The 14,385-nt window shown below is 56.6% G+C and carries 14 protein-coding genes; 2 read left to right on the top strand and 12 right to left on the bottom strand.

Annotation, left to right across the window (positions count from 1 at the left end; translation table 11 throughout):
* Nucleotides 1–61 precede the first annotated feature (61 nt).
* On the bottom strand, nucleotides 62–1,045 hold the full coding sequence (locus tag AB1L30_RS20110) for a hypothetical protein (protein WP_367015378.1): 984 nt from the start codon (nucleotides 1,043–1,045) through the stop codon (nucleotides 62–64).
* Between the two features lie 714 nt (nucleotides 1,046–1,759).
* Here AB1L30_RS20110 and AB1L30_RS20105 point away from each other — a divergent pair.
* Nucleotides 1,760–3,748: a methyl-accepting chemotaxis protein gene (locus AB1L30_RS20105; protein WP_367015376.1), complete on the top strand. Its 1,989-nt coding sequence runs from the start codon at nucleotides 1,760–1,762 to the stop codon at nucleotides 3,746–3,748.
* A gap of 138 nt (nucleotides 3,749–3,886) precedes the next feature.
* Here AB1L30_RS20105 and AB1L30_RS20100 read toward each other — a convergent pair whose 3' ends face one another.
* The 5 genes from AB1L30_RS20100 to AB1L30_RS20080 all read right to left on the bottom strand — a co-directional run bounded on the left by AB1L30_RS20100 (nucleotide 3,887) and on the right by AB1L30_RS20080 (nucleotide 6,582).
* Nucleotides 3,887–4,096 carry a CDGSH iron-sulfur domain-containing protein gene (locus tag AB1L30_RS20100; protein ID WP_367015374.1) on the bottom strand — a complete coding sequence of 70 codons (210 nt, stop codon included), beginning with the start codon at nucleotides 4,094–4,096 and terminating at the stop codon, nucleotides 3,887–3,889.
* Between the two features lie 124 nt (nucleotides 4,097–4,220).
* Nucleotides 4,221–4,451 (bottom strand): hypothetical protein, encoded by a 231-nt coding sequence (locus tag AB1L30_RS20095; protein ID WP_367015372.1) that lies wholly within the window; start codon nucleotides 4,449–4,451, stop codon nucleotides 4,221–4,223.
* 2 nt (nucleotides 4,452–4,453) lie between these two features.
* Entirely contained in the window at nucleotides 4,454–5,323 is an 870-nt protein-coding gene (locus AB1L30_RS20090; protein ID WP_367015370.1) for a radical SAM protein, read from the bottom strand.
* A 107-nt stretch (nucleotides 5,324–5,430) separates the two neighbouring features.
* Nucleotides 5,431–5,934: a MarR family transcriptional regulator gene (locus AB1L30_RS20085; protein WP_367015368.1), complete on the bottom strand. Its 504-nt coding sequence runs from the start codon at nucleotides 5,932–5,934 to the stop codon at nucleotides 5,431–5,433.
* Between the two features lie 93 nt (nucleotides 5,935–6,027).
* Complete coding sequence (locus AB1L30_RS20080; RefSeq protein WP_367015366.1) at nucleotides 6,028–6,582, bottom strand: hypothetical protein; 555 nt, start codon at nucleotides 6,580–6,582, stop codon at nucleotides 6,028–6,030.
* A gap of 255 nt (nucleotides 6,583–6,837) precedes the next feature.
* Here AB1L30_RS20080 and AB1L30_RS20075 point away from each other — a divergent pair, with 255 nt between their 5' ends.
* Entirely contained in the window at nucleotides 6,838–8,412 is a 1,575-nt protein-coding gene (locus tag AB1L30_RS20075) for a S1 RNA-binding domain-containing protein (RefSeq protein ID WP_367015364.1), read from the top strand.
* A gap of 59 nt (nucleotides 8,413–8,471) precedes the next feature.
* Here the strand turns inward: AB1L30_RS20075 and AB1L30_RS20070 are convergent, their stop codons facing one another.
* The 6 genes from AB1L30_RS20070 to AB1L30_RS20045 form a co-directional block, all read right to left on the bottom strand.
* Nucleotides 8,472–8,825: a hypothetical protein gene (locus AB1L30_RS20070; protein ID WP_367015362.1), complete on the bottom strand. Its 354-nt coding sequence runs from the start codon at nucleotides 8,823–8,825 to the stop codon at nucleotides 8,472–8,474.
* A 120-nt stretch (nucleotides 8,826–8,945) separates the two neighbouring features.
* Nucleotides 8,946–9,881, bottom strand: coding sequence for an alkaline phosphatase family protein (locus AB1L30_RS20065; protein WP_367015360.1), 936 nt, complete (start codon nucleotides 9,879–9,881; stop codon nucleotides 8,946–8,948).
* A 169-nt stretch (nucleotides 9,882–10,050) separates the two neighbouring features.
* Nucleotides 10,051–11,163, bottom strand: coding sequence for a hypothetical protein (locus AB1L30_RS20060; RefSeq protein WP_367015358.1), 1,113 nt, complete (start codon nucleotides 11,161–11,163; stop codon nucleotides 10,051–10,053).
* Nucleotides 11,164–11,179: 16 nt separating this feature from the next.
* On the bottom strand, nucleotides 11,180–11,677 hold the full coding sequence (locus tag AB1L30_RS20055) for a hypothetical protein (protein WP_367015356.1): 498 nt from the start codon (nucleotides 11,675–11,677) through the stop codon (nucleotides 11,180–11,182).
* 53 nt (nucleotides 11,678–11,730) lie between these two features.
* Nucleotides 11,731–12,828, bottom strand: a complete 1,098-nt coding sequence (locus tag AB1L30_RS20050; RefSeq protein ID WP_367015354.1) for a hypothetical protein — start codon at nucleotides 12,826–12,828, stop codon at nucleotides 11,731–11,733.
* Nucleotides 12,829–12,911: 83 nt separating this feature from the next.
* Nucleotides 12,912–14,174, bottom strand: a complete 1,263-nt coding sequence (locus tag AB1L30_RS20045; protein ID WP_367015352.1) for a beta-ketoacyl-[acyl-carrier-protein] synthase family protein — start codon at nucleotides 14,172–14,174, stop codon at nucleotides 12,912–12,914.
* Nucleotides 14,175–14,385 lie beyond the last annotated feature (211 nt).

The raw sequence follows: 14,385 nt of genomic DNA, 5'->3' as shown, positions 1-14,385 counted from the left end.
AAGGCTACGCGGGGGAACTCGCATAGCCTTTTGAGAAAACCAAGCTGGGGATCAGGCAGCTTTAAAATGGGGACGAACCCTCTTCTTTATCTTCATCCGCAGGACGCTTCGGCTTCGGTGTTTCGCCACTAGGAGCGTTGACCAGGACCTTCAGCGACTCGAGGCAGCTGATCATGTCATCCTGGCTGAACTCGTCCCAGCCGGCGGCTCGGTGGCGAATGATCGCCAGTTTGAACGCCTCGAAGGCATCGAGCACGTCGTCGGGCATCGCACCGATTTCCGCGAAAGGCTTGATCAGCGATGGTGGCTCGGTCGAGTCCCCCACTTCGCCTTCGGCCAGTTGGCTTGCTTCGCGGGCCTGGGCGTTCTGCTCTTCGTCGCCGAAGTCTGGGCCTTCATGCAGGGGACCGGTTGGTCCGTCCATTTCGCCAATGCTGCCGTGGACTTCGCCATCTTTGCCTTGCGCAGGCTCGAAGTCTTCGTCGATTTCGCCGGAGATGATGTCTTTCTCGTCGGGACGTTCCGAGTCGAGCTTGCCCATCGTTTCCCAACGTTGGTTCCGCATCGAAGCGACCGACCAGCTATTCTCGGCGGCACCTTCCAGCCACATCTCGGCATCTTCCCACTCGATCGCGGCCTGGAAGTGGCTCCAGTACAGACCGTTATAGGTTGGATAGTTGTCGCCGAAACGTTCGAACACGCGACGCAGACGGCCCACGTGCTGTCCGGTAACACCACCCACGCGGCGAGCCCAGGCTTCGTCAGCATACTCCGACGTCGGAGCGCCCGCTTCCTGAAGCGACGTACGCCACTTGTGGATGATCATCCCCTTATCCCAGTTGGTCGTACTGATCAGCTTGTTCCACTGGCCCAGGTAAGGAGCCGAAGCTTCTTCCAACTTGGCCAGCAGTTCGTCGCTTAATGGGAAATCGGACGCGGCCACATCTTCGCGAGTGGCGGACGTTTCGGCAGGGGCTGCAGTTTCGTTGGTCAGGGTTGTGTCGTTCGATTCGTTGGCGGCGAGATCGACAGTTGGTTCTTCCATGCGGACTTGGCTTCCTATCCTCTCGAGACGTGATCCAGGGTGAGCCCCAGTCAGGCCGCAACTCTTCTTGCGGAACGGGGCAACTTCAAAGCGGCACGAATTCTACGCACAGCGCGCGGAGTGGTTCCACCGACTGACAGCACCCGCTGGCAAAATTCCCCCGCCCTGCCCCGCCAACTGAAGCCCAGCCAACGACTTAGCCCTTCACAAATTCTCCACATCCGATGGTTCGAAATGGGGATAACTTGTCGGAGGCATGTCGATGTAAATGCGTGAGTTCGTCGACTGCCCTCCACACGAAAACCAGGCTGGAAAGAGATCCGAAATGGGCTGTTTTTCCGGGAGATATCGCAATGCTGGATTGCGAAAGTTGCTGCGCTGAGAAGGCGACGATCGTTTAGATCGTGGCGTGTTTTTCTCTTGAGGGGGCCCTCCCTGTGGTGCTGTTACGGCAGTCCGTAGGGGGTGGGCAAGGTGCGGCAGTTTTGCGGCTATTGCCATTTTGTGAGGGTATCGTCGCCATTCGAAGAACGGGACCCTATCTGAACCCCAGCTCGGCCGTGGTGATTGTCATAAACGTGAAAGCCTTCACTTGCGATGCGGCCTAAGTTTGCTCGATATCGGGAATTTTGACTTCGTCGTTAACGTGTCCTGAGTGAACGTCTCAAACAGGCTCGCTACCCGCAAATTCAACTCCTGGGGGGAGTAAAAGTCATGTTGAATCGTTTGAATATTATGCAGAAGACATTGTTGGGCTTCGGCATGGTTTTGCTGCTGATGGTCATTTCCAGTGGCGTGGCATGGAACGGCTTAAGCGGAGCGACGACTGGATTTCAGGACTATCGCAAACTGGCACGCGACTCAAACTTTTGTTCCGACATTGCCGACGGCATGATGCAGATTCAGTTTACGGCGAAGAACTTCGATATCACCAGCGATCCCAGGTTTGTCGAGCGATTCAAGCAGGTACGATCGGATCTTGAGAAGCTACTTGTGGAAGCAGACGAGCGAATTTCCGATCCAGAACAGCAGGCCATGGTAACCGAAATTCGCCAGTTGGTGCAGCAATACGAAGTTGCATTCGACGATATGGCGACTGCTCGAGAGTTGCGATCGAAGGTTCAGCGCGAAGTGCTCGATGTCGAAGGCCCTAACATGGAACGCAACTTATTACAGGTCATGCAAACTGCGAAGACAGACGATAATGTCGAAGCCGCCGCAACTGCTGGGCAGACACTCAGTATCGTGATGCAGTTGCGTTTAGCCGCGAACCGATTCATACAGAATCCTACCGCCGATAATCTGCAGAGGACATTGGCAGTTGGTGACAAGCTGGAAACAGAGCTCGAAAAACTGAAGTCAACGCTGAAAAGCAATGAACGAAAGCAATTGGTGGATGCCACGCTCGCATCGTCCCAGCTTTATCAACCCAAGTTTCAGGAATTGGCCCAGGCATTGATAGAAGAACGACGTCTTGTGCGTGATGAATGGGATACTCTAGGACCTCGCGTTGCCGTGACCACGGCGAAGTTGCGAGAAACCATCCAGGGCCTGCAAAACGAATTAGGCCCTCAAGTGGATTCTTCGAATCGGGCAACTCTCGTGATGGTTGCCAGTGTTTGTGTGATTGCCGTGATCTTGGGCGTTCTCGTTGCGATCCTGCAAAGCCGAGCGATCGTGTTGCCGATCCGAAAAGTGATGGGCATCTTGGGCGCTGTCTCGACCGGCGATCTGCGCCAGCGTGTGGATGTGAATGCCCAGGACGAAATTGGCAGCATGTCGAAGTCGTTGAACACAATGGTCGACAACTTGCAGAAAGCGATGACGGCTCTGACTCGCAACAGCGAAGCCATTGCCCAGTCGGCTCATAGCATGAGCAATACGGCCGACAGCATGTCGAACGTGTCGAGTAATACCAAGTCGCAATCGACCTCGGCGGCTGCCGCTGCGGAAGAGCTTTCGGTCAACATGCGGAACATGTCGGCGGCTGCAACGCAGATGTCGACGAACATGGATTCGGTTGCCAGCGCGGTCGAGGAGATGTCGATCAGCATTGGACAAATCGCCAACAACATGGAACAAGCCAGCAACGTGTCCGCCGAAGCGAATCGCCTCGCAGATAACAGCCGGGATCGCTTGACCGAACTTCGCCAGGCTGCCAGCGAGATTGGTGGCGTCGTCGAGCTGATTCAAGACATTGCCGAGCAAACCAATCTGCTTGCCTTGAACGCCACCATTGAAGCGGCCCGTGCCGGGGAATCGGGTAAGGGTTTCGCGGTGGTCGCAGAAGAAGTGAAAGAGCTCGCTCGCCAGACCGCCAAGGCGACCGAGGATATCGAACGCCGCGTACTGGGGATTCAAGAAGCGTCGGGCGAGTCGCTTAGCTCGATCGATGCGATTCGCGAGGTCGTGATGAAGATGAATCATATCTCGCAAGAGGTTGCCGCGGCGATTGAAGAGCAATCGGCTACGACCCAGGAAATCGCCGGTAGTGTGGCCCAAACCAACTCGGCCGTTCGGATGGTGACTCAGTCCGTTTCGGAATCGGCAACCGCCGGCGAAGAGATCGCTCGCTCGGTTACTTCAGTCGACAAGAGTGCCTACGAAGTTTCGCAAGGAGCAGGCCAGACCAAGAACTGCAGTGGGATCCTCTCGGGAATCTCGAGCGATCTGCAAACGCTGGTGGCACAGTTCCAGATTTAAGCGAATCGTGAAATCGGAAAGCAGGCAGCGCGAAGCTTGCTTTCTTCCCCCAACAACGAGCAAGCGGCCTGGAAACCAAGTTGGTCTTCAGGCCGCTTGACGTTCGTGTCAGGTGGTGGCGACGACTGCCAGGAATGTCTAGCCGGTCGTGGCGCGGTCTTCCGAGGCGAAGCCGCAATGCTTGTGCTTGCCGTCGCAGAATGGTTTGTTATCCGATGCACCGCAGCGGCACAAGGCGATCGATGGTTTATCGATCGTGTAGGAGTTCCCTTCCGAGTCCTCCAGGGTGACAGGGCCTTCGACGAGAAATGGGCCGTTGTCACGGATGCGAATCTTGGTTTCAGACATCTTCCGATCCTTCACTTCATGGTTGGCTACGCGGACCTTACCCCTTTATTGTAGAGGCGTGTCGCAGACAAGTCAGCCCGCCCATTGGGCAACGCCACTTAAAGCTGAGGGAAGGGAAAGGCAATTAAGAGTCGTCGGAGTTCGTCCGGCGATTGCGATTCCAGAGCAAGGCTCCCCAGAAAAGGAGGAAGCCGCCCATGCATGCCACCACCATCAGGCCCCGGCGGATATCGTACGCACGGGTTCCTTCTCCCATGCCAAGATACGAGCCGATTGCCAGGTAGATGCCCCACACGGCCAAGGCAGCGATGATGCCGCCCAACAGGTAAAGCGTTTGTTTCGAGTGGGTGGCCATGCTTAGTAATCCGAACTGCCGTAATAAACTTCTGCCGTCAGTCCGGTGCGATCTCGCACGGTCTGAGCGATCGTGTCGACTTCGGAATCGTCGAGCGGAGCCACAATCGATTCGGCCGGTTTGCGAGCGACGGTGTAGACCTGAACCAGCTTAATCTGGCCCCCTTCCGCCACGATGGTATTCAGGCGATCACAGAACGCGACGATCTCCTCCGCGGTCGGAGACTGGCCCAGCAACCTCAGGAACATCGATTGAATCACAATTGGGCGAACCTGGGCAGCGAGCAGCAGATTGTCCAGCACACGCTGAAACGGGATCTTGGTTCGTTCGATCGTCCGATAGTACGACTCGGTCCCGGCGTCGAGCTTGGCCCAGACTTCTCCCTGGTTCGCGTCCAGGATCTCAAGGCCGCGCTGCACGTGCGGACGATGGAACATGGTTGCGTTGGTAATGAGAACCATCTTCACCTGATCGAGACCATGCTTCCGTTTGATCTCGGCACTCCGTTCGATCAACTCGTCGAAGTTGCGATAGGTGGTCGGTTCGCCATCGCCGCTGAAAGCAATGTCGTTCACCCGGCGAAGATGCTCAGGCGTCTCGGTGAACTTGGTCGTTTGAAAGATCTCGCCAGACGCACATAGGTCGAGCATTTCTTCCAACTCGCAATAATACCGTTCCCCTTCGACAAAGCGGACTTCGCTTTCGGTCCGGCGGTCGACCTGGCAGTAGATGCAATCGAAGTTGCAGATCTTGTCAGGGTTCAGATTTACCCCGATCGACAAGCCTTTGCTGCGGCGAGAAAGGACCGGATAGACAAACCGATTCCCTTCAAAGGTTCGCTGATGCTGGGTATGAAGTCGATGCGTGGTCATCTTCGGCGATCAAACAGGGATAGGCCCGATCGATTTCAGGAATCGATGGGCCCTTGTTGGCATGCGAAGCGGAACCCTTCCGCTCTTCTGGTCAGAGGCCAGGCGTCTTAGCTGTTGCTGGCGGCCTGCGAGGCTCGCTTCTGGCCGATTGGCTCTGCAGGGATATTATGTCCCGGAAGTTCTGAAAGCAAATTGCCCCGAATGGTTGTGAGCGTGGCTTTCACCTTTTGAACTTCTTCCGATTCGAGACCGCGAAGAGCCTTTGAGCGGACGCTGGCGGCACAGGCCACCATTTGTTCCCACATTGGTTCGACCTTTTCGGTCGCCCGAATAATCTTTTTTCGGCGATCGGTCGGGTCGGTTTCGCGGACGATCCAGCCGTCGCGTTCCATGCGATCGATCACCCCCACGAGCGTCGGTGCTTCGATTCGCATCTGGTCGGCCAGCTCGCTCTGGGTGATTTCCCCCATGTACGAAAGCCAGCACAAGACTTCCCATTGGCGATACGTGATCCCCAGTTTCCCAAGTTCATCGTTCATCGCGCGAGTCATCAGATGCGCCACGCTGAACACCCAATAGCCCAAACTGTCTTCAAAGTCGTAGCGGAGCATTCTGTTCTCTTCAGGTTAAAGGCTGCAGGAAAATAGATAAGAAAAAATGACGAGTCAGCCTCTTTCTGTTCTCTGGCATCGGTCATTCTCGAGCTAAAAAGCCCGCGAATAACAGTATTCAAACAACGTTTCCCATTCAGCGCGGGCGATACGTTGCAAAAGTTCCTTATTTGCGCAACGGTTGCGGGCAACCGCTTCGCAAGCATCAACCATCGCATAAGGGGCCCACGGGCGTTCCGCGAGAAATTGGGTCGCGGAATCAAGCTTTGCTTCGCTCGCCAATTGATTGGCCTGCTCGACCAACGCTTCCATCGCTGGGTGGTCCCCCGTTCGGCGGAACCAGTACTTGGCGTTGCCATAATCTGGTTCTCGACGATGCATGATGCCGTGCCAGTAACTGCCGGTGGAGCTTGGCAGGTCTTGGCTAATGGTGTGGGACTGGTCGAGGTAATTCCAAAGTAGCCATAGTCCGCTAATACATGCCCGAACCATTTCCCGATCTTTCACTGGCTTTTCGCTCAGCGAACGGGAATCGATCGACTGAAGTCGGTCGTAAACGGAATGATCTGGCGAACCTGGCCCTAATGGGCAAATCGGAGCGGATTGGATAAGTTCCGCGATTTCGGAAGGATAGGCGTCGAAATTCATGCGAACAGGGGGTACAGCTTCACGGAAAGACTATATGGTAAATCAGCCATGGAGAATAGCTTAACACGTTTTCCCTAGCTAGCGTGGTCCCTCCTAAAAATAGGCTCCCACGGCCGATGGTCGCTTCATTCCCTGTTCATGCTGTTTTTTCGTGGTTAAACTCAGTTACTTCGCCCTCTCACTAACTTGTGTCCTAGAGGGCGCTAATGGTTACACCTCCTTTAGATTTTCTGATTTCTCGTCCGAGGCATTCCCATGTCGACTGATCCGCAGCAGGATCCCGCTTCCGCGGAACCAACCCCTCCAAGTCCTGAAGCTTCGGCCCCTGAATCCTCGGCTGCCGATACCGGCGACGCAAGCCAGAAGAAGGTTCTGATCGGATCGCAGCGCGACGCTCCGGCTCCGGCCCCGGCTGCCAAGAAGCCGAAGCCAGCTCCGCAGCGTCCCAAGCCGCCCAAGGCGGAAGCTGACAGCGACGATCCGACCAACATTCCTGACGACCTGAGCTCGACCCTGGCAGAAGCCTCGGAAGAAGAAGGGGAACCAGACTATCGTCTGCCTGTGGAAGGTGGCCGTGTTCAGGTCCCTAATCGTCGTCAGCAGATGGACGACATCGAAGCTGAAATCGAAGCCGCGTTTGGCGAACAGTCGCTCGACGACATGATGAGCGGGCAGACGCCGGCTCCGGCTGCGGTTCGTTTGGATGAAGGCGATCGCGTCACCGCGACCGTGATTCGTATCCATCGCGAAGACGTCTTCTTCGATCTGCCGCAGGGCAATCAAGGGATCGCTTCGATTCGCAACTTCATCGCCGTCCCTTCCGTGGGGGACAAGATGGAAGTTTCGATCGGCAGCTTCCAGGCGAGCCAGCGTTTGTACGAAGTCGGCATCCCGGGTGCTTCGACCAGCGTTCAAGACTGGGGCGACATCAAAGAAGGGATCGTGGTCGACGCCGTGGTCGATGGCGTGAACAAGGGTGGTCTCGAGTGTGCGGTTGGCGCGGCTCGCGGCTTCATCCCGGCCAGCCAGGTTGCCACGTACCACGTGAAAGACCTGGAAGAATTCAAAGGCCGCAAACTGCAGTGCCTGGTGACGGAAGCGAATCCAGAAAAGCGGAACCTGGTGCTGAGTGCCCGTGCTGTGGCTGAAAAGCTGCAGGAAGATGGCAAGAAGGAACTGATGGGGAGCTTGACCATCGGTCAGATCCGCGAAGGTACCGTTACCCGCATCCAAGACTTCGGTGCATTCGTCGACCTGGGCGGCGTCGATGGCCTGGTGCATGTCAGCCAGATCAGCTGGGATCGTGTGAGCCATCCATCCAACGTTCTGGCCGAAGGTCAGGTCGTGAAGGTGAAGGTCACCAAGATGGATCCTGAGACCGGCAAGATCGGCCTCTCGATTCGCGACACGATGGAAAACCCATGGCAGAAGGTTGCCAGCGAGTTCGCGGTCGGCAAGGTGGTTCCTGGTAAGGTCACCAAGCTGATGGACTTCGGTGCGTTCGTCGAGATCGCCCCGGGGATCGAAGGGCTCGTGCATGTGAGCGAAGTGAGCTACAGCCGCATCAGCCGCGTTTCGAGCGTCCTGAAAACGGGCGAAGACGTCGAAGTGAAGGTGCTGAGCATCGATCAGGCCAAACGTCGCATCAGCTTGTCGATCAAGGCAACCCAGCCGCCACCGGCCGACGCCCGACAAGGTGGTCGCCGCAAGGACGAGCCAGAAGTCGACATCGACCGCGAACTGTCGGTCAAGAAGAAGTCGGATCAGCCGCTCAAGGGTGGCATCTCGAACGACCAGAGTGAAGGCGCCAAGTTCGGTCTGAAATGGTAAGCCCGAGCCGGCAATCGAAAACAGAAGAAGCCATCACGAGCAATTCGTGATGGCTTTTCTTATGGGCTCATCTTCTCTGCGGCGGCATCCGCCAACGCTCGTCTCGCGGCGAAGTAGGATCGCACCAAGGCGTAAGACAGCACCGGCACCGAGAGGATCGGGATCAACACCAGCAAAGCCATGATCACCGGTCCGCCATCGTTGTCCCAGCAATAGCAGAGCCGGAAGACGCCGACCGTGCCGAGGACCTGGGCGGCTAAGATAACGCCGACAAGCAACGGGAAGAGAATCTTCTTGGCACTTGTCGAGCCGTACTGAGGGGGCTCGTGATGGATCTGGAGCAGGTCGTTTATGATGCCGTTGGCATACAGCACCGCGAGAATGCCCGCGATCAGATGCAACACAACAGCCACGATGACCAGCCATCGCCGCGAGGCAATTCGGTCCGCCTCGGGGCAAGCGATTGTCGGTTGCGAGACAGCTCGCGGCGATTGAAACGGAGACTCGATCGGAAGGCTCCTTCGAGCGATGGACTACGGCGTGGCAGGTTTCTGCTTCAAGCCTACCACGTGGCCATCGAGTTCCCACTGATCGTCGATGGCAATTCCGAGATACGAAAGCAACGTCGGGACCGCATCAACGATATAAACCTGTTGGTCGAACTTGCCTTGCTCGGCGCCGGCTCCGCTGACAATCAGAAAGCTGTGCATGATATCAGGATTGGTGTGACCACCGCCGTGCCCTTTGCCCGCTCCGCCATGGTCGCTGGTCACAACGATCAGCCACTCTTCATCGGTTTGCTTTTCGATCGCTTCAAGCACTTTGCCAACGCGCTGGTCGACCTTTTCAATCGCCGAGATGTATTCCGGGACGGTCGGATGAAAGCCGAACGTGTGTCCCGATTCGTCAACGATTCCCTGGTACAGCATCAAGGCTGTTGGGTGCACTTCGTCGAGGAGGCGAATCGCATCGTTCACCCCTTTTTCATCTGCGATGTCGTACTGTTCCACCACCGACTTCTTGTACTCGGTCGTGTCGATCGAGACGTCGGCCGACGAGACGATGTACTTCTCGATCGGTGTCCAGTCGACGATCGAAACGGTCTTGGCTTCTGGTTGGGACAGCTTCACGTAATGGAAGAAGTGAGGGTACTTCTCGAAGTTCGGTTTGCCAAAGCCATTGTCGATCACGCCATGCTTGTCGGCCCAGACGCCCGTGTTGATGCTGGACCAGCCAGGTCCGCTGACGGTGTCGCTCTTGCGGTAACGCTCTCCCTGGATCAGCGCCGTTGGCGAATAGATGCCTCGGGAAATCAACTTATCCAGATTGGGTGTGTTGGCCTTGGTCAGCGCATCGAAGCGACAACCATCGATGCCCAACAGCAGGACATGCTTCGTTTTCTCGGCGGCCGACAAGGTGCTTGTCGCGCACAGCGAAATTAAGGTGACAACGGTCAACAGGAAACGCATGACGATCAACTCCACGCTGGGTAGCGTCGTGGGTGAGGGAGAAACAAACTCGCAGAGGTTTGATTGTATTTTCCCGTGAGATGTACGTCCACGCGCAGCCCTGCCTTCGCGAGACTTTCACACAATCGTAAGATGCCCGCTCAACGGAACCCGTGCGAACGAGGGGCTTCTAATCGTACATCGCTGAGATCGCCGCGACGACCGGATCGATCGTTTCCGTCAATTGGCTGGCGGTCGGATGCTGCGTCAACTCGCTCCATGGCTGTTCGATGACGCGAGTTCCATGCGTGGTGATCAACGTCAGGCGAGCCGCCGGCACCGCCGGAGGAATCGGTCGAGGGAAGTCGTACGGTGTGATCCGCTCGATCCACTGCGTCGCGATATCGAACATACGATCGACCGCCGCGCGAAGCTCGGCACTCGGGATCGGTTCGACGTAGTACTCATTCGACTCGTCGATCAAGATCGCCATGCCGTTGTCGTAACAAGCCAGCAGGAACATGCAGTTATCGAGGGGAATGTCCCAGATGATGGCCAGGATCTGCTCGTCGGAATGATGCGCCGCGTCTTTCAGCCAGCGAGCCCAATAGATTCGCACGCGAGGATCGATTTGCCGATCGTGCACCTTCGCAACGGCACCTTTGTCCAACGCCTGGAATTCCGGAGGCTCAGGCCATTGAAACAGGTTTTCGCCACGGCTTGATAGGCGAGCGAGTTCTAGGTCGTCGCAGAAGGTGAGATTGTAAAGCTGATTTAGTTCTGGAATGTCCGAGGGCTCTTGATACAGCGAGCCGAAGATCTGCATCAGCGTTCCTTTGAGCGTGACCCAGTCGACACCATTGGCCAGCAGCGGAATCTGATGCTTCGCCATCACGCCGCGTGTCTTATCAATCACGATGAACAGACTCAGCAGCGCCAGAAATGGAACCAAGCTGCAAATTGCCAGGAAGAAACGCATCGGCGGCGAGTACTCGAGGCGACTGGCCAGCCGAATGACCGCCCACGTGGTGAGGCCGGTAATTGCAAGTAGCGCGATCACCACCGTCGCTCCAAGAAACATCCGCATATCGGGCGCCCAGAGCGAACGATTCCAGATGAAGATCATCGTGACGAACATCATGGTGGCCTGGGCTTGGAAGGCGAGGCCGGCCCAGCCTAGGTACTGCCCCAGATGCCACAGGTGTTCTCCCATGATCGGGCGAACCAAATCCTGATGATCGTCTTGGGCATCAGGAGACTGATAAGGAGAAGCGAGATCTGAGCCTGAAGTTTCGATGGTCATCGATCGAAGCGTTCTCCTAGGGTTGCTGTTCCGTCGAGGCCCGCAATTGTTGCCGGACCATCTCTTCGCTCGCACCCATGAAGCCAACTTTGACGTGATGCTCTTTCAGGTAACTGGTCGCCTTGCGACTGATTAACAACAAGACAATCAGCGAAACGCAGGGCACCAATTGCAGCAGTGTCAGGATGACGGCAATCGTCGTGCCTCCCAGTTGCTTCGCTAGTAGAAACGTCGAAGCCATGCCGAAGACGAGCAGCAGCACTGTGACCACCATCACGCCGATTGAAAGTACCAACAGCATCGCCGGATTGCCCCGCCCTTCCCGCACGGCCGCGGTCATCGGCACGAGGATCGGATTGATGACCGAGATGTTGGCCAGGTAAAGGCCGATATAACTCAAGCAGGCCCAATTGATCCAACGCTGATACTTGGCCACCCGCAAAACGTTGGTCAGCAAGTCGGTCTCAGGCAGCGTGGGCTCCAGGACCGGAGATTGAAACGGAGAGTCGCTCATCGCAGTGCTTTGTCGATTCGATCGCAGGGAAGATATCCAAGCCAGAGCATCGATTATAGCGAGCGGATCTCTGAAGTGGGGTAGGAATTCCCCTCGAGTTTCGCAGCGGGCTCGGCGTCTGCTTTCTGTTTCGCGTTCTGCACGGCCAGATAGATCCCGCCATGTAAAAGGGCCAGCACAATCAACGCTCCGATGGCGTTGGCCAGCATCTTGGTGCGAAGTTGCCCTTCAACTTTTTCAGGCGTCCCAGGTCGCAAGCGATTGGCGTACATGCTCCCTTTCGGCGGCATCAAACCTCGGCGAGCTTCGTCGTAGATTCCGAATACGACGACCTGAGTCCCTGGTTCGACCAGCTTCTCCACAAGACGGGGAAGTTCGTGCCCGAGACGTTCGGCTCCGGTCAGTTGTTCGTAATCATCCTCGTCTTCATCGTCGTCGAATTTGTGGTCCGACGCTTCGAGCTCGGCCTGCGACATCAACCGACTTTCGGCATCGGCCGGAATCAGCTTGTCGACCGGAATGGTCGTCAGCCGCATGTTCTTCGTCACGCTGCCATCGTCGTCGGACCAGAGTTCGGTGAAGACCGACAAGACCGAGACGATCTTCATCCCGCTGCGATCTTCGAATTGGGTGGTGGCCAGAAAGTTGCGTGCGTTCTGCACGGCATCGGAAGTGATGAGCACGTTGTCGCTGATTTCTTCCAGCATGGGATACCCCAGCAGGCGAACCTCGCCGAAAGAGGTTTCGATCTTGCAAGGTGTCATCAGGAAACCGGCGTAGTCGGAGCCTGTGTTTTCATGCTTGCTGGTCGTGGGACCTCGGCCGCGAGCCAGATCGTATTCGCAGATCAGACAAGGCTTGCCGGAGAACGGAGCCTTGATCGGCTCGCCAATCGCCTTCAAACGACCAGCGACGGCTACCTTCGCGCCACCATTGAGTTGCAGACCGAACTGGGCCTTCGAGATCAACGACCAATCGCTGTGGGCCTGCCAGGCATTGGAGAGAGCTCCAATGCAGAAGAACGTGATCAGGCCGGCAATCCCGCCAAAGATCAAGCCTTCCGGGCGAGGAAAGACCTGGTCGAACCCGAACATGTAGCCACCAACCAGCGCTGCCAGTATCAGCAGCGAGAGACCGCACCCTTTCAGCATGGAAGGCGTTCCTAGCGAGCCCCAGACGGAAGAACTTTGGCACTTCAATAGAAATGCAGTTTAGACCGGCTGGCGCCGGAACGCTATCGTCCGACGATCAGCCCTGAAACCTGACCACGACGGGTGTAACCCAGGATCAGAATCGCTTGCTTGTCGGTCTTCAATGCTTCGCCATGGACGATCGGCAGATCGCAGGTCGGATCTGGCGTGTCGTAGTTGAGCGTTGCTGGAATCTGGCCATGGTTCAGCGAGAGAACCGCGACCGCGGCATCCAACGCACCACAAGCTGCCCCCGTGTGACCGTAGTAGCTTTTCAGCGCGGTGACCGGGACCCCAGGCAGCGCCGCCTTGATTGCTTGAGCTTCCAAAGTGTCGTCCGAAGGGATGCCAGATCCGTGAGCAAACACGCACGCCAGGTCTTCTTTGGTTAGGCCGGCGTCTTTCAGCGTGTTGGCGATACAGCTTTCGATGGCCGAGACCGAAACAGGAGCGTCTTCCGAAGTACGACCAAATGTCGATGCCGCTCCGAGAACTTTTCCAAGAATCTTGGCTCCGCGGGCTTCGGCTTTGTCGCGAGGTTCGAGGACCAACGCAGCCGCCCCTTCGCTATTGACCATGCCATCGCGATCTTTCTCGAACGGCCGCGAGGCTTTCTCAGGGGCATCGTTACGGTGCGATAGCAGCGAGTCGCCGCGATAGAGCAGCACATTCAAGTTCAAACGCGAACCGGTCGCGCCGGTAATCATGCAATCCATCGTGCCACGTCGCAGGTGCGATAACGCTTCCGAGATCGCGTTGAGCGCGCTGGCTTCTTCCAGGCAGATGGTATTGTTGTGACCGCGACCGTCGTAGTAGATGCCGACATGGCAGGCCGGCATGTTGGGCAGATACTTCAGCATCCAGAGCGGATTGGTCTCGCTCATGGCGGAAGGCCCCCAGCGATCGTGCTGATACCAACCCTCTTCAATACATTGCTTATAAGCCGCTCGCAGGTCTTCGAAATCGCTATACATCATCTCGCTGCCGTACACGACACCTAGCCGGTCCGGTTCGATGCTGCCAGGTTCGAGGCCCGCTTCTTCCATGGCGAGGGCAGCCGCCGAGAAGCCCGTCTGGATCTCGCGGCACATCACTTTCAAGGCCTTGCGCGGCTTGACGTACTTCTTGCCATCGAAGCCCTTGAGCTCGCCGCCAAACTCGACAGGGTAGTCGGGCATGGCGAACTCCTGGAGGGGCGCAATGCCAGACTTGCCTTGCATAAGGCTTTCCCAAACGGCCTCATTGCCTACTCCGATGGGGGAAACTACCCCAATTCCGGTAATAACGACTTCGACTAGGGACTGCATCCGTTGGCTTGGCTTTCCTGAGGCATGGGCGAAAGATTGATAAATGTTATATCGGTAGGCCCTTCCGTTCCCTAGATCGGCCTCGCGACTTGCTTCTCGCCAATTGCGAAAATAAGCGGCAATATCGATAATTTAGAGAGAAAATACCGTCTTGGAAGGGTGGGCAAGTATATTTCCGTTGATTACTTTTACCCAGTAAGGGTGAAGTTAC

Origin of the sequence: Bremerella sp. JC817 (assembly GCF_040718835.1) — a bacterium.
In the GTDB taxonomy this organism is placed as follows: Bacteria; Planctomycetota; Planctomycetia; order Pirellulales; family Pirellulaceae; genus Bremerella.
Note: the sequence above shows the minus strand (reverse complement) of the source record. Positions and strands in the feature narration are given on the sequence as shown.

Excerpts from the sequence above, each read along its gene's own strand:
- AB1L30_RS20100 (WP_367015374.1), bottom strand. The coding sequence starts at position 4,096 with ATGTCTGAAACCAAGATTCGCATCCGTGACAACGGCCCATTTCTCGTC.
- AB1L30_RS20090 (WP_367015370.1), bottom strand. The coding sequence starts at position 5,323 with ATGACCACGCATCGACTTCATACCCAGCATCAGCGAACCTTTGAAGGG.
- AB1L30_RS20095 (WP_367015372.1), bottom strand. The coding sequence starts at position 4,451 with ATGGCCACCCACTCGAAACAAACGCTTTACCTGTTGGGCGGCATCATC.
- AB1L30_RS20055 (WP_367015356.1), bottom strand. The coding sequence starts at position 11,677 with ATGAGCGACTCTCCGTTTCAATCTCCGGTCCTGGAGCCCACGCTGCCT.
- AB1L30_RS20110 (WP_367015378.1), bottom strand. The coding sequence starts at position 1,045 with ATGGAAGAACCAACTGTCGATCTCGCCGCCAACGAATCGAACGACACA.
- AB1L30_RS20075 (WP_367015364.1), top strand. The coding sequence starts at position 6,838 with ATGTCGACTGATCCGCAGCAGGATCCCGCTTCCGCGGAACCAACCCCT.
- AB1L30_RS20045 (WP_367015352.1), bottom strand. The coding sequence starts at position 14,174 with ATGCAGTCCCTAGTCGAAGTCGTTATTACCGGAATTGGGGTAGTTTCC.
- AB1L30_RS20060 (WP_367015358.1), bottom strand. The coding sequence starts at position 11,163 with ATGACCATCGAAACTTCAGGCTCAGATCTCGCTTCTCCTTATCAGTCT.
- AB1L30_RS20105 (WP_367015376.1), top strand. The coding sequence starts at position 1,760 with ATGTTGAATCGTTTGAATATTATGCAGAAGACATTGTTGGGCTTCGGC.
- AB1L30_RS20080 (WP_367015366.1), bottom strand. The coding sequence starts at position 6,582 with ATGAATTTCGACGCCTATCCTTCCGAAATCGCGGAACTTATCCAATCC.
- AB1L30_RS20065 (WP_367015360.1), bottom strand. The coding sequence starts at position 9,881 with ATGCGTTTCCTGTTGACCGTTGTCACCTTAATTTCGCTGTGCGCGACA.
- AB1L30_RS20050 (WP_367015354.1), bottom strand. The coding sequence starts at position 12,828 with ATGCTGAAAGGGTGCGGTCTCTCGCTGCTGATACTGGCAGCGCTGGTT.
- AB1L30_RS20085 (WP_367015368.1), bottom strand. The coding sequence starts at position 5,934 with ATGCTCCGCTACGACTTTGAAGACAGTTTGGGCTATTGGGTGTTCAGC.